Below are 16,202 nucleotides of genomic sequence, written 5' to 3'. Positions count from 1 at the left end.
AAAAGGTTTTTTTGTTAAGAAATGTTGAGGAAGTAAAGTCAAGCAAATTCTTAAAGCGATGTCAGTGCAGTGTAGAGTAGGAGCGAGTTTGGAGATTTGCCTTTACTTCTACTATTGATGAAAAAATCCTAAAATTCCTTCAGTTATTCTCGTCAGAGATGTTAATCTATTTTAATTAGAGTGGGAATTTTGATAATTTGGCATCTACCTTTCAGCAGAAAAGATTTTAGCTCGTAAAATCAAAATAAGAAGATATAAAGTAGAAAGTTCTTACTCAGGGTGTATCCAATTCAACATCTGAAAAAGCTACACAAGAGTCAATAGGAAAAAGACTCCAGATATTCACCCAGCCCCCCTGATAGGAAGCTATGTTACCTCTAAAACTTGATCAGCAAAATGCTGCCCTCGCAGCTAAGGGTGACACCCCTTTGGAAACTTCCTTCCAAGAGTTACCCCTTGGTGTGTTGGTTATGGGAGGGCAGGGTGAAATCCGCTCAGTGAATCAGGCAGCACTGAATCTTCTGGGACTAACATATACTCAGTTAGTTGGTCAAACGCCACTTGACCCCGATTGGCATGTGATCCAAGAAGATGGAACACCGTTCCAACTCAAGCTTCAGTCGGCACCAGTACGGGCAAGACAAGCATTGCTGCTGCTTTCAACCCGCAAGGCGATACGCAACTTAGTTTTAGGTGTTTATCGACCGACAAACCGCGATCGCGTCTGGTTGTCGGTCAATACCGTACCAATGATCAACTCAGATGGTTGTTTGGAGCAAATTATTTGCAACTTAAGTGACATCACCAACCTCAAGGTTGGAGAACAACTCTCAAGAATTTATGAATGCTTTTCTCGGCTGGGTGCAGACCCCGATGAGAATATTAATTGCCTAACCGCACTTGCAGGAGAATTACTGGCTGGTACTTGGGCACTCTACAATCGGCTGCATCAAGGCTTACTGTGGTCATTCGGTCAATGGCGTACACCACCGGATTTTAGTATTGTTAGCGAACCAAAAAACCACATCTGCCAAGAGGTTATTGAGCAGGGTGGTGAGCAAGTATTTGTGTTTCACGACCTGCAAAACTCGCCTTATGCTCAAAGCAATCCTTTGATTGTTCCCTATCAGTTGCAAACTTATGTAGGAAAAGCCGTGAGATGCAGTGGTGAATATGTCGGTTCACTATGTGTGGTCTATCAAAACAATTTTGTGCCGAGTGAAGCTGATAAAAAGTTGATGGGGATTATCGCTGCTGCCATTGGTGTTGAAGAGGAACGCAAGCGAGAGGCAGCCGTTTGGGCGCAGAATGAAGCCAAATGGCGATCGCTTTTGCAAAACAGCTCCAACTTAATCACCATTTTGGAAGCAGATGGCACAATTCGGTATGCAAGCCCTGCACTGCAAAGTATTTTGGGCTACAAGCCAAAGGAGTTGATTGGCAAAAATACCTTTGAATTTCTGCATCCAGACGATGTTTCTTTAGTCAAAGATGACCTTCAACGAGTCGTTCAAGACCCAACCACTGAGTTTTCCATAGAACTACGGTTTCGGCATAAGGAAGGCTCATGGCGCTATTTAGAGTCAACCTACAGCAATCTTTTGATGGATGCACCCGCCCGCTTAGTTGTTAACTCCCGCGACATCACAGAACGAAAAGAAGCAGAAGCTGCCCTTATACAATCAGAAGCGCAATTGCGAGAAAAAGCCGCTCAGCTAGAACAAGCCCTACACGAACTGCAAGAGACTCAAACTCAATTAATTCAAACTGAGAAAATGTCGAGTTTGGGGCTACTGGTGGCTGGGATTGCCCACGAAATCAACAACCCTGTCTCTTTCATCTACGGCAATATCCCCCACGCAACTCATTACACTCAAGACTTGCTACACCTCATTGACCTCTACAGACAGCAGTATCCCAATCCAGCACCAGCAATTCAAGCCGAAGTCGAGGCAATTGACTTAGATTTCCTCAGCAGAGACTTACCAAAAGTTATGGATTCAATGCAGCTTGGCGCAGAACGGATTCGTCAATTGGTGCTGTCGTTGCGGAACTTTTCTCGTTTGGACAAGGCAGCTAGGGCACCCGTGGATTTGCACCAAGGTATTGATAACACCTTACTTCTGTTACAGCACCGCTTAAAAGCAAGACCCGGAAATCCAGGAATTCAGGTTATCAAAGAGTATGGAACACTGCCACCAGTGGAGTGCTATGCAGGGCAACTCAACCAGGTGTTCATGAATATTCTCAGTAATGCTATTGATGCTTTAGAAGAAGCACGAGAAACAGATTCTATCCTTGAAGAGCAGACTGGAAATGGCTGTGTGAATACCTCAACCTCTGCACCTCAAGTCGCTCCGCAAAAACCGACAATCCGGATTCTTACAGAAGTCCAAGATGACAACACAGTGCTTATTCGCATCGTAGACAATGGCCCTGGAATACCGCCTCAGATGCAACAACAGGTATTTGACCCCTTCTTTACAACCAAGTCGGTGGGTAAAGGGACAGGGTTAGGTTTGTCAATCAGCTTTCAGATTGTTGTTGACAAACACGGTGGTCAACTGAAATGTTTTTCAACACCAGGGGAAGGAACAGAATTCTCAATTGTGCTGCCTGTGCAGCTCAAGGAAGCTGAAAGCTGCCAAGATTGTCTTCACGAAGAAGTCGTGAAACGAGCGATCGCTCATTGAGAGTCACTTTCCAATACTGAAGTCTCTCGTCCTTCTCCTGCGATCGCAACGAGTGAGAAACTTTCGTCACAGAAGGTCTAGCGTCCAACTAAACCTTTGCTTCTAGAGATTTGAGATATTCGGTATTCACCCCTGATTCACGAGTTAGAGCGATTTTTCCAGTACGGGCGATTTCACGGATACCAAACTTACCGAGTACCTGCACGATCGCAACGATCTTACCAGGGTCTCCCACAACTTCTAGAGTCAGGGAATCCTCAGCAATATCTACTACACGGGCGCGAAATACCTGAGCCAGTTCAATAATTTCTGAGCGTGTTGAACTTGTCGCATTCACCTTAATCAGCATCAATTCCCGCTCAACACAGGGAGTAGTGGTGATGTCTTGTACTTTCAGTACGTTGATTAGCTTGTAGAGTTGCTTGGTCAACTGCTCAATACTGTTGTCATCTCCGGGTACCACCATCGTAATCCGGGAGATACCCACCTGCTCGGCTGGACCGACAGCGAGACTTTCAATGTTAAAGCCACGACGGGCAAATAATCCGGCAATTCGGGTTAGGACTCCGGCTTCATCTTCGACCAAAACTGAAAGAGTATGTTTCATTGGTTAGAACAAGGACACCGCGCTGATGTGAGCGATCGCCAAAATTTTGAAGTCATTTTAGCGTAGAACTTTCTATCTTATCGCGCTCTATCACAACGGCAAAACCACCCAAACTATTACTGCTCATGAACAAGTAATTTGTAGATAGAGGAACTCCTACACCAAAAGTCAGAGTATTAACGAAACCTTAATATGTTTTTGGGCAGATGCGCTTGATTTCAAGATTTATCCATAATCCCATAAGATGTAAGACGATCTAGTGTTATTGGAGTGTAAAAACTATGGGTTGGTTACAAAGACTATTTGGTATGGGTAAACCCAAGGATGCCCAAGTTAATCCTCCGGCTGCTCAGCCTACAGCAAATCAATCGCCTGTAGCTACTGGTGGTGCCCAAACAGAACAGGTTCCTCCAGAGCGAGTTGGTCTGAATGGAGAATACGACCAAAGTGGTCTTGCTAAGCGGGTTGCTTTAGCGTTTGATGAAGACCCAGATCTGGATGATGTTGATACCCTTTATGTTGCCCAAACTGGCGGTACTGTTGTTTTCAAAGGTAAAGTTCCTAGCCAAGCCATTCTTGACAAAATGGTTAGTGTTGCAAGAGGTGTTAGTGGTGCAACTGGCGTTGAAACAAACCAAGTAAGTATTGGCTAAATTATTCTCTTCACAGGCGAAACGGCATTAATTAGATTTAGTCTCTATGCTCTCTACTACGCCTCCTTGGTAGAGAGCTTTTTAATCTAATCAAATGCCGATATAAGCATCTATGTCATAGCTAGCTGACATTTGCAATTGTTGTTGCAATGCGCTAAGACAATGCACCGATAGATCAGATCCCCGACTTCTTTGCTAAAACCTTGATTGCTAGGGGATAAATCTGATTCAGAAGTCGGGGATCTACCGGAAATCATACCGTTATTCAGCAACGCCCAATCTCACTATTTAAGTCGTCGCAGATAGTGAAGAGGCTCTAGAGTCTTTTGTATTTGTACACTTAGCAGCAAGCCAATCTAACAAAACTTGATTCACTTGCTCAGGGCATTCATCCTGGGGACAGTGACCCGCATTATCTATCTCAACTAACTCTAAATTTGAGTTAAGGGCGACAAACTGTCGTGCTAACTGCGGGGGAATCATCCGGTCTTGACACCCCCACATTAAAAGTAGTGGCATATTTAACGTTGGTAACACCGTTTTGACACGAGGACCAAACTCAGCCGAGGTCATTGCCTTAAAAAGGGCACTAAATGTTGCTGCTGCTCCTCGATCTTGAGCGGGCCCTGTTAAAATCTCCACTAATTCAGCCGTAACTGCTACGGGAGTCGCATAAGCAAGCCCTACCCATTTACGAACAATCGGAGGGCGGCGTACCACGTAAAAAAGGCTTTTTAGTACAACAGGTGATGCAACCAGACCTTCCACCGTTGAAACTATCGGTCGTAACCAGCGAGGAAGTGCCTCTTCTCGCAGCGAAAAATCTGGTAAGTTGATCATGGCAATGGCTTTCACCATTTCTGGATGAGCGGCAGCGGCAGCTACACAAACCAGCGACCCAATCGAGTTACCGACAAGCACCACTGGCTGTCGGATAAAGGTTTGCCAAAATTCATAAACCTGCTCTACCCAAAGGTCAACCTTATAGTTAGCGGATGCCTTCCGAGATGCGCCAAATCCCAGCATATCCAAGGCATAAACAGTGTGATGTTGACCAATCACTTCTAAATTGTGGCGCCAGTGTCCAATTGAGGCTCCAAACCCATGCAGCAGCAAAACGGGTGTTGCTAGATCTTGAGTGGTTTGTGGTGCGCGAAAATAGGTATAGCGGGTCTGCCAGCCTCGCCAAACCCAGTCTCGTTGACTACCAACTCGTTGCTGCCAATGCACAGACGTTATCACAAAAAGCCTCAACTTCAAGAACGTTTACAAACCCTCTTCCATTTTACTGACTTCCCCTGAGCGGCGTGTCCTAGAATGACGGCTTTACAGCGTATAGAGTTTCCCTACACTCAGCGATTTGGAAGATACATTAACAAGCTCAACAGAAATTTGATAAGACTCAGTAAAATGGCAAGTGTACATTAAGCCTACTCTTTATCAACCCTCCAACACCTACAAATCAAACAAACACCTGTGATTGATAAAAGACGCCAACGCGATCTACCCCAAATTAACGAGAGGATTCGCTTTCCCAAGATTCGAGCCATCGACAAAGATGGAGGTCAGCTAGGGATAATTACGCCTCAAGAAGCCTTACGCATCGCCGAGGAACAAGAGTTGGATCTCGTCTTGGTTAGCGACAAGGCAGATCCGCCAGTGTGTCGCATCATGGACTACGGCAAGTACAAATTTGAGCAAGAAAAGAAAGCTCGCGAAGCCCGAAAGAAGCAGCATACGGCTGATGTCAAAGAAGTGAAGATGCGCTACAAGATTGAAGATCACGACTATCAGGTTCGTGTCAATCAAGCTGTGCGTTTTCTTAAAGATGGTGATAAGGTCAAAGCCACGATTACCTTCCGAGGGCGAGAAATTCAACATAGCGACTTAGCCGAGGATTTGCTCAAGCGCATGGCAACGGATTTGGAACAAGTAGCAGAAGTCCAGCAAGCGCCAAAACGTGAAGGTCGCAACATGATGATGCTGCTTTCTCCAAAAAAATGATTAATGGTTAATGGTCAGTGGTCAGTCGTTAGTGGTCAGTGACCATCAAGGGAACAACTGGCAACTGACGAATGACAACTGACAAATTTGACAAATGAAACTGCAACCTCGTGCTCCTGTTCAGGGTGTCTGGGTACGGAAAATCCTCCAATGGGTGAATCTTCGCCCAGAAGAAGGTGAACGAACATTTCTGATGTTCGTGTTCTACACCGTTACCTCAATTGGTCTGCTTTGGTTTGAACACAGCACAGTGGCACTGTTCTTAGACAAGTACAGTGCCAGTTGGTTGCCCGTCATTTACATCGCCAGTGCCTTGATGTGTTCTGGGTTGGGTGTTTTGTATTCCTGGCTACAAAGCATTTTGCCAATGCGGATTGTCTTGGTGGCGATCGCACTTTCGACGGCTTTCCCCTTAGTAATCTGTCGTCTGGCACTAAATATTGATTATTTCGACGGTCTCATTGCTTTGGGTACCGTCTTTCTCTTGCGCTTGTGGATGGATGCAGTAGAAGTCCTCAACGACCTCAACTCCCAAGTCGCCGCCAATCAACTGTTCAATATTCGGGAGATTAAACGCGCCTACCCATTAATTTCTAGTGGTCTTTTAGTTGCAGACGTAATTTCAGGCTTCTCCTTGCCGCTTCTGCTGTTCCTTGTTGGGCTAGAAAATGTAATTATTGTTGCGGCTGTCATGATGCTGTTAGCGGCGGGAACATTGTTCTACTTGGCTCAGCGCTATCAGCAAGCCTTTCCGAACTCTCCAATGCGTCAGTGGGAAGATGAGGAGGACGAATTCACCGTCCGTCGTACCAGTGGGCCTCTGCGACGGTACATTATTCCTTTATTTGCCTTTTTTATCCTGGGTGAAGCGCTTTATCTCCTGATTGAATTTCAATACCTCGGTCAATTAGAGGAAAACTTAGATGCCTCTGATATCGCAGGTTTCCTGGGTTTATTCAGCGGATGTGTCGGGCTATTTGAACTCGTTAGCCAATGGTTTATCTCTAGTCGAGCCATTGACCGATTAGGTGTGTTTGTTGCGGCGATGATGTTGCCCGCCTCGTTGTCAATCATAGGCTTGATGACATTAACGGGATTGCTAGATTTCGTGATTGAGCTTATCCGTAACGTTGTTGCCTTACCGGAATTGATTACGGGGCTGTTTATTGGACTCATCTTGCTTAGGTTCGTTGATGAGCTATTGCGATATACCTTAATCGCTGGCATTGAACCCGTACTCTTCCAACCGCTACCAGAAGCAATCCGCAATTCCATCCAGACTTCAGTACAGGGAATTGCTGAACCGACAACCACAGGCATAACTGGCATTGGGATTTTAGCAACGATTTGGCTGTTTCACTGGACATTTCCAGGACAGTCGGAAGTGATATTGCAGCAATGGCAAAGTTGGGTATTTATCTTTGCCATTGTGATGTTTTCGCTAATCTGGCTATTGAGTGCTTGGTTATTGCGTTCAAGTTATGTCAGTTTGCTGGTTCAGAGTGCTGAACAAGGACGGTTGGGTTTTTCGGATGTGGACTTGCGGGCATTTAAGCGGGCAGTGGTAGAAGCCTTAGAGCAACCAGGTACGGAAGCCGATAAACGCTCTTGTATTCAACTGCTATACCAAATTGACCCCACGAATGTTGGTGAAGTGCTAGCACCACTATTGCCTCGGCTATCAGTAGCACTACAGCGCCAGAGTTTGGAGGCGATGCTAGAAAATCCCAACCCAGCTTACTTAAATGATGTTCAAGTCCTAATTGATCAAAAACCACCAGTAGAAGTGCTTGCGTTGGCACTGCGTTACGTTTGGCTAACTCAACCTGAACTGGAGGTTCGCGCAATTAAACATTATCTGCACTCGGCTGTTGATCCAACCGTGCGAGGAACAGCAGCGGCTTTAATTTTGCGTCGAGGAACACCGACAGAGAAGGCAGAAGCAACGAATACTCTGCGGCGGATGCTCATCTCAAAACGGGAACGTGAGCGGGTGATGGCGACTAGAGCGCTGGGAGAGGCTGATTATTTGCAAGCGCTTAGGCTTTATATCCCCAGTCTTTTGCAGGATGAGTCATTGCGAGTGCGCTGTGCCTTACTTGAGGTTATTGCGGCAACACGGTTGGAAGAGTATTATCCCTCGCTGGTTCGGGGACTGTACTACAAATCTACTCGTGAGGCGGCTAGAGGGGCTTTAGTTCGTCTTGGAGATGAAGCGATTCCGTTGTTGTTGGAGTTGGCGGAAGATCCCCATAAACCTGATTTGGTGAGGTTACAAGCTTGGACGGCATTGGGTGAGGTGGGGTCACCGGAAGCCTTAAATCAACTGGTACGACAGTTGATGACGAGTTGGGATAAGACGCGCCGTAATATTCTTCGTATCCTCCTGAAAATCCCGAATGAAGCGGGGATTGAGGGAGTGCTTGACCGCTTGGGCCGCAGTGGCGTAGAAACTCTAATTGAGCAAGAATTACTGTTTTTGGGCCAGATTTATGCAGCGCTTATTGACCTAGGGGCAGATAAGATCTCTGGGCGAGAGGCAGATTTGCTACGACGGGCGCTACAAGATACACAAAGTGACTTGTTTGAGCGGTGCTTCTTGTTAATGAAGTTCCTTTATCCGGTAAGCGCGATTCAAGCGGCTGCCTTCAATCTAGAGTCGGAATCACGGACGAATATTGCCTTGGCGATAGAAATTCTGGATAATACGATAGATATTCCACAGAAACGAGCGTTTTTGGCAATTCTAGACCGCCGTTCTACGACTGAGAAGCTTGCTTCCTTGGAAGAGTTGGTGCCTTATCAACCGATGAGTCCAAGCGATCGCTTACGGCGGTTGATTGATCTACGGCATTTTGTGGCAGACTGGCCGTTAGCTTGTTGTTTTCACTTAGCGAAGGCTGCTCACTGGAGTCTAACTCCAGAAGGAACGCTAGTATGTCTACGTCATCCTATAGGTTTTGTTCGGGAAGCTGTTTTGACGTATCTAAAAGCGGCTTCTCCTCGTGCTTGTATGGAGTTGTTACCAGCATTGAAAGCGGATTCAGATCGTTTAGTTGCTGCTCAAGTTCAGCAGATGATTGAAGAGTTAGGTCAAGTTAGCTAATCCTCTTCAATTCCTGAAAGGGATTACATAGCGCTGAAAGTAGGCAATGTACATAGCAGTTGTTGTTTTACCATTCTTCAATTCCTGAAAGGGATTACATAGCGCTGAAAGAAGGAAGCTCTGGAATGCTCGAAATTTCCTCAGCGCTTCTTCAATTCCTGAAAGGGATTACATAGCGCTGAAAGTTAGTAGCTCTTGAATCTCCCATCCGTAGATCTCATCTTCAATTCCTGAAAGGGATTACATAGCGCTGAAAGAGCGGGAGGCTGAAAAGCTTGCTGTATGTAGTTTTCAAGGTGCAGTTGCGCGAATGACTTAATCATTTCAAAAAAATCACTATTTGTCAACAGGCAAAATCGCTCAAACCCTTGCTGTGACTAATGCGCGAATCGTTGATTAGCTGGAATGGCTTGTAATCCTTGATCTAATTAGCCCTACCGCTTCAAACGTAGCTTATTCATAAAAACACCTACCCATTCGCGCATTTGCCACTACACCTAAAAACGATAGCCAGAGAAATTTTTTCTGCTGTGTTCAGGAAAATTCCAAAGATAGGACATTGCACACTGAAAGTTTTGCAAGAACATCCGATCTTCTAAACTTAATTCAGCTTGTTTAAGACTTTTAAGACACTTGTAACGCACAATTGCTTGTTCCTGGAAGTGATATCTATCTAGATCAGGAAGATGTTCATCGTTAGCTTTTGGCATTTTAAGGTTGTCTCCTGGATTGGTGTTGTCAATTTGGGAGGAAGTCCTGCTAGACAGATGACTGCAATCATTTGCCTAGGGGGCATTGCTATTGTTAAGTTAAATAAATTTTGCCACATTCGCAGAATCGCAGCTCACGGAATTAATAGTTCATTCCTTTTATATATTCCTTGAGATGTATTCCTTTTGAGAGGCTCAATTGCTATCAAGTTGCTGTGTAGTTAAGCTTACCTATACAACGGGCAAGGGCGAAGCATTTGGATAGCAGAATCATCGTTTTTTCCTCTAACTTATCGTCCAAATGCTTCGCCTCTACAGAGTGCAGTAATTCAAATCAACAAAAGTGTGATCACACTTTGCATACCTTAAGCAAATGACGAAAAGCCTAGATCTGGAGGAATATCCTGTAAACGTCCTGAACCAACGGCTTGAATGGCTTCTTTCAAAAGAATATCACCTGTGTAGAGCGCTCGACCCACAATAACACCACTAACTCCTAGCGGTTCGAGGGCAAGTAAACTTAAAAGGTCGGTAATTGAACTAACACCACCAGAGGCAATCACAGGAATAGAAATACCTGTAGCCAGTTCTCTCAAAGCATCTAGATTTGGTCCGGCGAGTGTACCATCACGGTGGATGTCAGTATAAATGATCGCCGCAACTCCCAGTTGAGCCATCTGCCCAGCAAGATCTGTTGCCTTCACCTCTGACATTTCCAACCAACCACGAGTTGCAACCAAGCCATTGCGTGCATCGATACCAATCACGATTTGTCCTGAAAATTCTTTGCACAGTTGTTCTACCAGTGGGTGATCTTCAACAGCAGCTGTGCCTAAAATAACTCGCTGGACACCAGTAGACAAAAGTTGAGCAACACCAACGCGATCGCGTAAACCCCCTCCAACTTGCACGGGTACAGAGACAGCTTGCACAATCGCTGCGATCGCTTGAGTATTCACTGGATGACCCACTTTAGCACCGTCTAAGTCAACAATATGCAGTCGTGTGGCTCCTTGATCAACCCATTGTTTGGCAACATCAGCAGGGTTATCGTTAAATACTTGCGATCGCTCATAATCTCCCTGATACAACCGCACACAACGACCTTCGAGTAAATCAATGGCTGGAATAACTTCCATCGGTAATTTCTAAACTCGCTTCATGAAAAATCAACTAATCCTCAATTTAGACCATTAAGGATTAACATGAGAATACAATAAGCCTCTTTTATCACCATTGATTTAAACAACTAAAAATAAATATCATTCAAATATGAGTAAATCTTTAATTTCAATATTTTCTTTATCGGAAGAAGAAAATCCTAAAATCCCTGGATATTTTGTTGAGAGTACTGCCCCAATTAACGTAGAAGGAGATACTCCACAAGCTCATAAGCATTCAACGGCGAAAGAAGCGGAGCAAAATCTCAACAAGATTGCAGAGTTACTATTTAATAAATTAGATACACGAATTAATAATCCAGAAAATAAAAAAGACTTTGTTGAGATAGTTTTTGCTATCCATGGCTTCAATAATAGTCGCGCAGCTACCAAAGCTCGGTATCAAGAAATTTATAACTATATCAGAACCGATAGTAGTCAACAAGTTCAAGACCGAGCCAACAAATTAATGTTCATTGGCTATCGATGGCCGTCAGAAACATTAGTTGGTGATGAACCAGGAGGGGTTTGGCAAAAGCTGTGTGCTGCTTTTACTGCTTTGCCACTTCTAGCTAGAGCTATGCTAATCGGTGGGATTATTGGCATTGGGCTTTCAATGCTACCACAGGTTCGTCAATTTATGTATACCAATCCTTTTTTCTATATCAATGCAATTATTTTATTGGTTTTAATGGTTTTGTTTTTCTTTGTAATTAGTTTAATTCTATTAAGGGCACTAGTTTATTTTCGAGATAACTACAGAGCTAGTAATTTTGGAGTTCCTGATTTAGTTGAATTTATTCGGCAACTTGATAAAGCTTTAGTTAACCAAATTAAAGAGAAATATATCCAAAACATTAGCTTGATTAACAAGCTAAAAGAACAATTTACTCACAAAGTCAAGAATGCGCTGAATCCAGAACTGCAAGCTCTTGTTAATGAGCAAGACTTAGAACTGATATGTAATCAAGTCGTCGAAAGCTATTGTAAAGATAAGGTAGTTAATTTAGAAGAATTCGATGAATCTTGGATTTTCAAAAAGACTATTTCTTCTATCACAAAACAAGACTTTGAAGAGATTGTAAAACTAGCAACGAGATTGATTGCCAAAGATGTAGAAGATGAATTTCATGAGTTAAGAGAAGCTGCAATAGAATTACTCGAAAATCAAGCTAAAAGGTATTGGAAAGAGCGGAATCGAATCAAGCTGACATTCATAGGTCATAGTATGGGAGCTTATGTTGTTACTAATGCTGTTAGACTCCTTTCCAATGTATTTGATTTAAGTTCGGTAGGAACTTTAGGCTCAACGAAGAAAGTCCCTACTTTAACAATTGGGCGTGCCTTCTGCTTTGGGCGTTTACTTCTTATCTCTCCAGATATTCCAATTAATACCATCCTCTCAGGACGAGCAAACTTCTTACGTTCGTCTTTGCGCCGCTTTGAAGAAGCCTACTTGTTTAGTAATGAAGGAGATTTAGCGCTAAGGTTAGCCTCAACAGTTGCTAACTATATCTCTTTTCCTGCGAGTACACGAGAAAGTGGCTATCGTCTAGGTAATGTCGCTATCAAAAATAATCAAGGCAGTGGGATCGTCAATCTAGAACAACTGAAGCAATATCAAAAATTATCCCAAAATGAAGTCCTAGAAAGCCTTTTTGTGGACTCGTTCGATCTACAACAATCTCTCAAAGATATTCAGAAAAGATATCACGGCTTCCAAGGAACTGAAGAAGAAATTGCTAGCTTATTTACTTACTTTGATTGTACAGATTATACCGATCAGACGATTAAACCAAATTCTATCCTTCAAAGAGTGCTTAGCCTGAAAAAACGAAGATGGGAGCCTGGTTTAATTTATTACATCCGCTTAACCCTGGCTTCAGCTTTAGGGAAAATCAATACTCACGGCGGTTACTTTAATGGGCAATTTACCCAACAAGTGATGTATAGGCTGGCTTTTCTAGGCTTTGGCGGTTTCCTAGATTCGTTAAGCCAGAATAACCGCCAGTCTGCTCTAGATTATCTCTGTGAAGAGTGCGATCGCAGAAAAATTCAGGTTCTTCTCTCCTCAGCACGTTATGAAATCGATATTCTAGGATGCGATCGCGAACAAATCAGGCGGGAAATGCTCAAGTCATAAGCCTAAGGTGTGTTTACCTGGCAGTCTAGAGTCACCGAGGGGAAGCCCAGTATTGAGAGAGGGGGTTGGGGGTGAGGGTAGGAGATTGTTTGCAAAACTGAATGCTTCCCAGTCGCTTAGACTTATTCTGACTCTGATGGCACCAATTCCTCCAGAATTGTAAACCTTACATGATTAATTGCTAACTCACCAATCGAAGCATTTTCTTTATTAACAGGAGCACCTTGACTGCGGAGGCTTTCAAAAGTAATCCCTTTCCCTAATTCCATGTGATACCAAGCAAGACCCATGAAAAAGCGAGTAGGATAGGGTCCACCTTCAGTAATGTCATCAGGATTGGATTCCATTGGTAGCCAGCCTATGCCAGGAACATAAAATTCCATCCAAACATGATTAAAGTCTGGCTCTAAAGGGACACCCAATTTATCAGCATGGGCAGGACATTTATAGCGACCAACGGTACGACAGGCGATACCATTGAGGCGTCCTAAAGCCAGTAAAACACCTAAGTACTCCCCGCAGGAACCTACCCCTCGCGCTAATGCTACGTCTGGACTATCGATATGAGGTTTAATACCGTAGGAAAGTTTGTCGTAAACATAATTGCGGATATTGTAAATTTTCCGCAGAAGATTCGTTTCACGACCAATCGCTTCACGGGCAGCCTGACGAATAATCTCCGTGTCCATAGCAAGGTCATCATTATCCACTAAATACCGCTCTTCAAAGTCTGGCGGCAACTCTGGAAGCTTTTCGACATCTCGTGGTGTCAGGCGGTATTTAATGCTCCAAACTTCTAAAAGGGCTTTCCAGCCAAATAGATGCCGTTCACCAGGTTTAAGGGTGTCAAATTTAAAGACGGCAACTCGCTGATCGTTGTGAAGTTCTTCTGTGAAGGGGATGCCCACTGGCTCTACTTTCCTGACCTTTTGCCGATCAGTTTCTGCCGGCAAAGCAATGCGCCATTCTACGTCTTTTAACTCTACATCTTCGAGGGGAGCAAGTTCCTCGACATACGACATTTCAATTAAATAGCCACTAGAGAGGGCACAACGACGTTCTGGGTCGTACCGAAAGTGCAGAGGATGAATAAATGTGCGATCGCGATACTGTAGTTCGTAGTTAGGGTCGGCGTTTGGGTTATCCCGGATGTAGGGTTCTTCGCTAGCATAGGCGACATAAAGGATATCTTGCCCTGTTTGAGGGTCAGTGTGAAACGCTAAGCCCGTAGGGTTTTCAAAAGGGGTTAAAACGCTAAATTGAATTTCACCCGTAGCGCGGTCAAGGCAAAAAACGCTCTGTTCCTGTGCGTCTGAGACCCAAAGTTCTTCATCACGTACTGTAATATTCTCTACTCCAACGCCTGGGGCACGTAGCCGAGTAATCTCACGACCTGTGTTGCGGCTGTAAACAAGAATATAGCCAGCTTTTTCGCAGGTGACATAGATCGTTGAGTCTTTAATAGCGATTCCATTCGCTGTGTACGGTAAGGTAACAAAGTGCTGAAGCTCTGAAGCCCCGTTTAGCGGACAGAAGTAAACACTATCGTTTATCGTCAACCACACAGTGTCTCCTAAGAGAGCTAAACCTGTAGCATCAGCAAAATCTAACTCACGGGATGGGTTCAAAATTTTGGTGTTATTGCTCAGGGGATCGATTTGCAATAGATAACCATTGGTTGAATCAATAGCAATCAGTGTGTCTCCCTGAAATGCGATACCTTGCAAAGCAGAGACAGCAATTGGTCTAATTGTGCGGAACCAGGGATTTTGCTTTTGTAGAACAGAGGAGGCTAAATTAGTAATCATACTGACGATAGATGAAGTTTATGTAACAGTGGAACTTAGGGGATTGTTTAAGAAATTACTCCTCCATGTCGTTTTTGAGCCGTTGTTTACTGTTGAGAGTTCCTTGGCAATTGTTTTAGACCACTGAACTACTGACCACAAACCCTTCAAGCGTGCATCAGCTCAGGCGATCGCAAAAGCTAAACACATTAGCGTAGCCCAACCGTTGGGTTCAGGGTTGTTTAGAACGAGCGCCAGTGACAGCTTAGTTATTGTTATTCAACCTCAAAGGGTAGCAAGGCTTTCAATGTCTCAAGTGATAACAATCAAAACCAAGCCAGATGCTCGTATTAGAACCTGATTATCATAGATTAGCTACCAATGTGTTGGAACCTATGCTTCGGTTCTGTCATCTTTAATAAATAAAAGTCCCCGATCTACCCGAAAATACTCCTATCATGGCTTGGTTCAAACGCTCATCACGCTTCACAATCATAACGGCGGCTTTGATGCTGGGGCTTAGCCTCAATGTCGTAGCACAGCCTCAACCCCGATCAACTCCTGTCTCTCTCAGTAACAGGCTGGAAAATGCCTTTAGACCGCCAAGTGGTATAGGCAAACCTGTCAACAGGCAACAGGGGGCGACAAGAGGCCCTTGCATGACGAAGGCAAGTAAGCCACTCATTGCCCTAGTTCCAGTTGACGGGGCGGGAGAGACGATGGCAGAAAATCCGACTGTCTTTTGGTACATGCCTGAAATCTCGGCGGATGCACCAGCACCGGCCGTAGAGTTTGTACTCAAGGATGCAAACGATCAAGAAATTTACACAGCTGAGTATACGTTGACGACCTCTGCTCAAGGTGTTGTGGGAGCACCTGGTATTATGAGCTTGAGCGTTTCTAACCTCTATCCTCTAGAAATGGGTCGGGAATATCACTGGGAGTTGACATTGATGTGTAATTCCAAAGACTCTGATCGGTCTGAAGACCTTACAGTATTTGGAATGTTGAAGCGAGTCGCACCTGACCCAAATCTTGCGCTTCGTGTCCAGCAAGCTAGCCCCCAAGAGCGTGTAGGTCTATATGCAGACAAGAAGCTTTGGTATGAAACAGTAGCAGCGTTAGTCGAGCTACGACGCGATCGCCCCTACGATAGTAACATCACCGCTGCTTGGAGAACCCTACTCAGTTCTGTAGGACTGGAGGTGATTGCCCAAGAACCTGTAATTCAGAGTGCGAGAAACACCAGCAACTAGAGGAGTTGGGCATAAATAAACGTACTCAGTGGCGGCTTTTCATCATTAGCAACGAGTAGGAAGGTTCCTATTTCTTACTAATC

The 16,202-nt window shown here is 44.4% G+C and carries 11 protein-coding genes and 1 CRISPR repeat array; of the genes, 6 read left to right on the top strand and 5 right to left on the bottom strand.

Translation table 11 applies throughout. From position 1 onward, the window contains the following. The first annotated feature begins 368 nt into the window (after positions 1 to 368). Complete coding sequence (locus H6F98_RS31025; RefSeq protein WP_192222587.1) at positions 369 to 2,693, top strand: PAS domain S-box protein; 2,325 nt, start codon at positions 369 to 371, stop codon at positions 2,691 to 2,693. Positions 2,694 to 2,781: 88 nt separating this feature from the next. Here the strand turns inward: H6F98_RS31025 and ilvN are convergent, their stop codons facing one another. Beyond that, positions 2,782 to 3,300 (bottom strand): acetolactate synthase small subunit, encoded by a 519-nt coding sequence (gene ilvN, locus H6F98_RS31020; protein WP_192222586.1) that lies wholly within the window; start codon positions 3,298 to 3,300, stop codon positions 2,782 to 2,784. Between the two features lie 281 nt (positions 3,301 to 3,581). Here ilvN and H6F98_RS31015 point away from each other — a divergent pair, with 281 nt between their 5' ends. Next, entirely contained in the window at positions 3,582 to 3,953 is a 372-nt protein-coding gene (locus H6F98_RS31015; RefSeq protein WP_192222585.1) for a BON domain-containing protein, read from the top strand. 288 nt (positions 3,954 to 4,241) lie between these two features. Here H6F98_RS31015 and H6F98_RS31010 read toward each other — a convergent pair whose 3' ends face one another. Further along, the gene (locus H6F98_RS31010; protein ID WP_192222584.1) at positions 4,242 to 5,195 is read right to left on the bottom strand and encodes an alpha/beta fold hydrolase; all 954 of its coding nucleotides are present in this window, start codon (positions 5,193 to 5,195) and stop codon (positions 4,242 to 4,244) included. Positions 5,196 to 5,414: 219 nt separating this feature from the next. On the opposite strand from H6F98_RS31010, the gene infC reads away from it, so the two are divergent. Both infC and H6F98_RS31000 read left to right on the top strand, forming a co-directional pair. Beyond that, complete coding sequence (gene infC, locus H6F98_RS31005; protein WP_192222755.1) at positions 5,415 to 5,957, top strand: translation initiation factor IF-3; 543 nt, start codon at positions 5,415 to 5,417, stop codon at positions 5,955 to 5,957. Positions 5,958 to 6,051: 94 nt separating this feature from the next. Beyond that, positions 6,052 to 9,063, top strand: a complete 3,012-nt coding sequence (locus tag H6F98_RS31000) for a HEAT repeat domain-containing protein (RefSeq protein WP_192222583.1) — start codon at positions 6,052 to 6,054, stop codon at positions 9,061 to 9,063. A 3-nt stretch (positions 9,064 to 9,066) separates the two neighbouring features. Beyond that, positions 9,067 to 9,321: direct repeats of the CRISPR family, unit length 37 nt; unit sequence TCTTCAATTCCTGAAAGGGATTACATAGCGCTGAAAG. A gap of 239 nt (positions 9,322 to 9,560) precedes the next feature. Here H6F98_RS31000 and H6F98_RS30995 read toward each other — a convergent pair. Next, a complete protein-coding gene (locus H6F98_RS30995) occupies positions 9,561 to 9,773 on the bottom strand; it encodes a hypothetical protein (protein WP_192222582.1) in 213 nt (70 codons plus the stop codon). Positions 9,774 to 10,138: 365 nt separating this feature from the next. After that, positions 10,139 to 10,912 (bottom strand): 1-(5-phosphoribosyl)-5-[(5-phosphoribosylamino)methylideneamino]imidazole-4-carboxamide isomerase, encoded by a 774-nt coding sequence (gene hisA, locus H6F98_RS30990; RefSeq protein WP_192222581.1) that lies wholly within the window; start codon positions 10,910 to 10,912, stop codon positions 10,139 to 10,141. A 133-nt stretch (positions 10,913 to 11,045) separates the two neighbouring features. Between hisA and H6F98_RS30985 the strand changes: the two genes are divergently transcribed. Next, on the top strand, positions 11,046 to 13,076 hold the full coding sequence (locus tag H6F98_RS30985) for an alpha/beta hydrolase (RefSeq protein ID WP_192222580.1): 2,031 nt from the start codon (positions 11,046 to 11,048) through the stop codon (positions 13,074 to 13,076). A gap of 122 nt (positions 13,077 to 13,198) precedes the next feature. Here the strand turns inward: H6F98_RS30985 and H6F98_RS30980 are convergent, their stop codons facing one another. Then, on the bottom strand, positions 13,199 to 14,884 hold the full coding sequence (locus H6F98_RS30980) for a transglutaminase domain-containing protein (RefSeq protein WP_192222579.1): 1,686 nt from the start codon (positions 14,882 to 14,884) through the stop codon (positions 13,199 to 13,201). Between the two features lie 437 nt (positions 14,885 to 15,321). On the opposite strand from H6F98_RS30980, the gene H6F98_RS30975 reads away from it, so the two are divergent. Beyond that, the gene (locus H6F98_RS30975) at positions 15,322 to 16,119 is read left to right on the top strand and encodes a DUF928 domain-containing protein (protein WP_192222578.1); all 798 of its coding nucleotides are present in this window, start codon (positions 15,322 to 15,324) and stop codon (positions 16,117 to 16,119) included. Positions 16,120 to 16,202: the final 83 nt, after the last annotated feature.

Origin of the sequence: Microcoleus sp. FACHB-SPT15, from assembly GCF_014849525.1 — a bacterium.
Classification (GTDB): domain Bacteria; phylum Cyanobacteriota; class Cyanobacteriia; order Cyanobacteriales; family Coleofasciculaceae; genus Symplocastrum; species Symplocastrum torsivum.
Note: the sequence above shows the minus strand (reverse complement) of the source record. Positions and strands in the feature narration are given on the sequence as shown.

Excerpts from the sequence above, each read along its gene's own strand:
- H6F98_RS31025 (WP_192222587.1), top strand. The coding sequence starts at position 369 with ATGTTACCTCTAAAACTTGATCAGCAAAATGCTGCCCTCGCAGCTAAG.
- ilvN (WP_192222586.1), bottom strand. The coding sequence starts at position 3,300 with ATGAAACATACTCTTTCAGTTTTGGTCGAAGATGAAGCCGGAGTCCTA.
- H6F98_RS31015 (WP_192222585.1), top strand. The coding sequence starts at position 3,582 with ATGGGTTGGTTACAAAGACTATTTGGTATGGGTAAACCCAAGGATGCC.
- H6F98_RS31000 (WP_192222583.1), top strand. The coding sequence starts at position 6,052 with ATGAAACTGCAACCTCGTGCTCCTGTTCAGGGTGTCTGGGTACGGAAA.
- H6F98_RS30995 (WP_192222582.1), bottom strand. The coding sequence starts at position 9,773 with ATGCCAAAAGCTAACGATGAACATCTTCCTGATCTAGATAGATATCAC.
- hisA (WP_192222581.1), bottom strand. The coding sequence starts at position 10,912 with ATGGAAGTTATTCCAGCCATTGATTTACTCGAAGGTCGTTGTGTGCGG.
- H6F98_RS30985 (WP_192222580.1), top strand. The coding sequence starts at position 11,046 with ATGAGTAAATCTTTAATTTCAATATTTTCTTTATCGGAAGAAGAAAAT.
- H6F98_RS30980 (WP_192222579.1), bottom strand. The coding sequence starts at position 14,884 with ATGATTACTAATTTAGCCTCCTCTGTTCTACAAAAGCAAAATCCCTGG.
- H6F98_RS30975 (WP_192222578.1), top strand. The coding sequence starts at position 15,322 with ATGGCTTGGTTCAAACGCTCATCACGCTTCACAATCATAACGGCGGCT.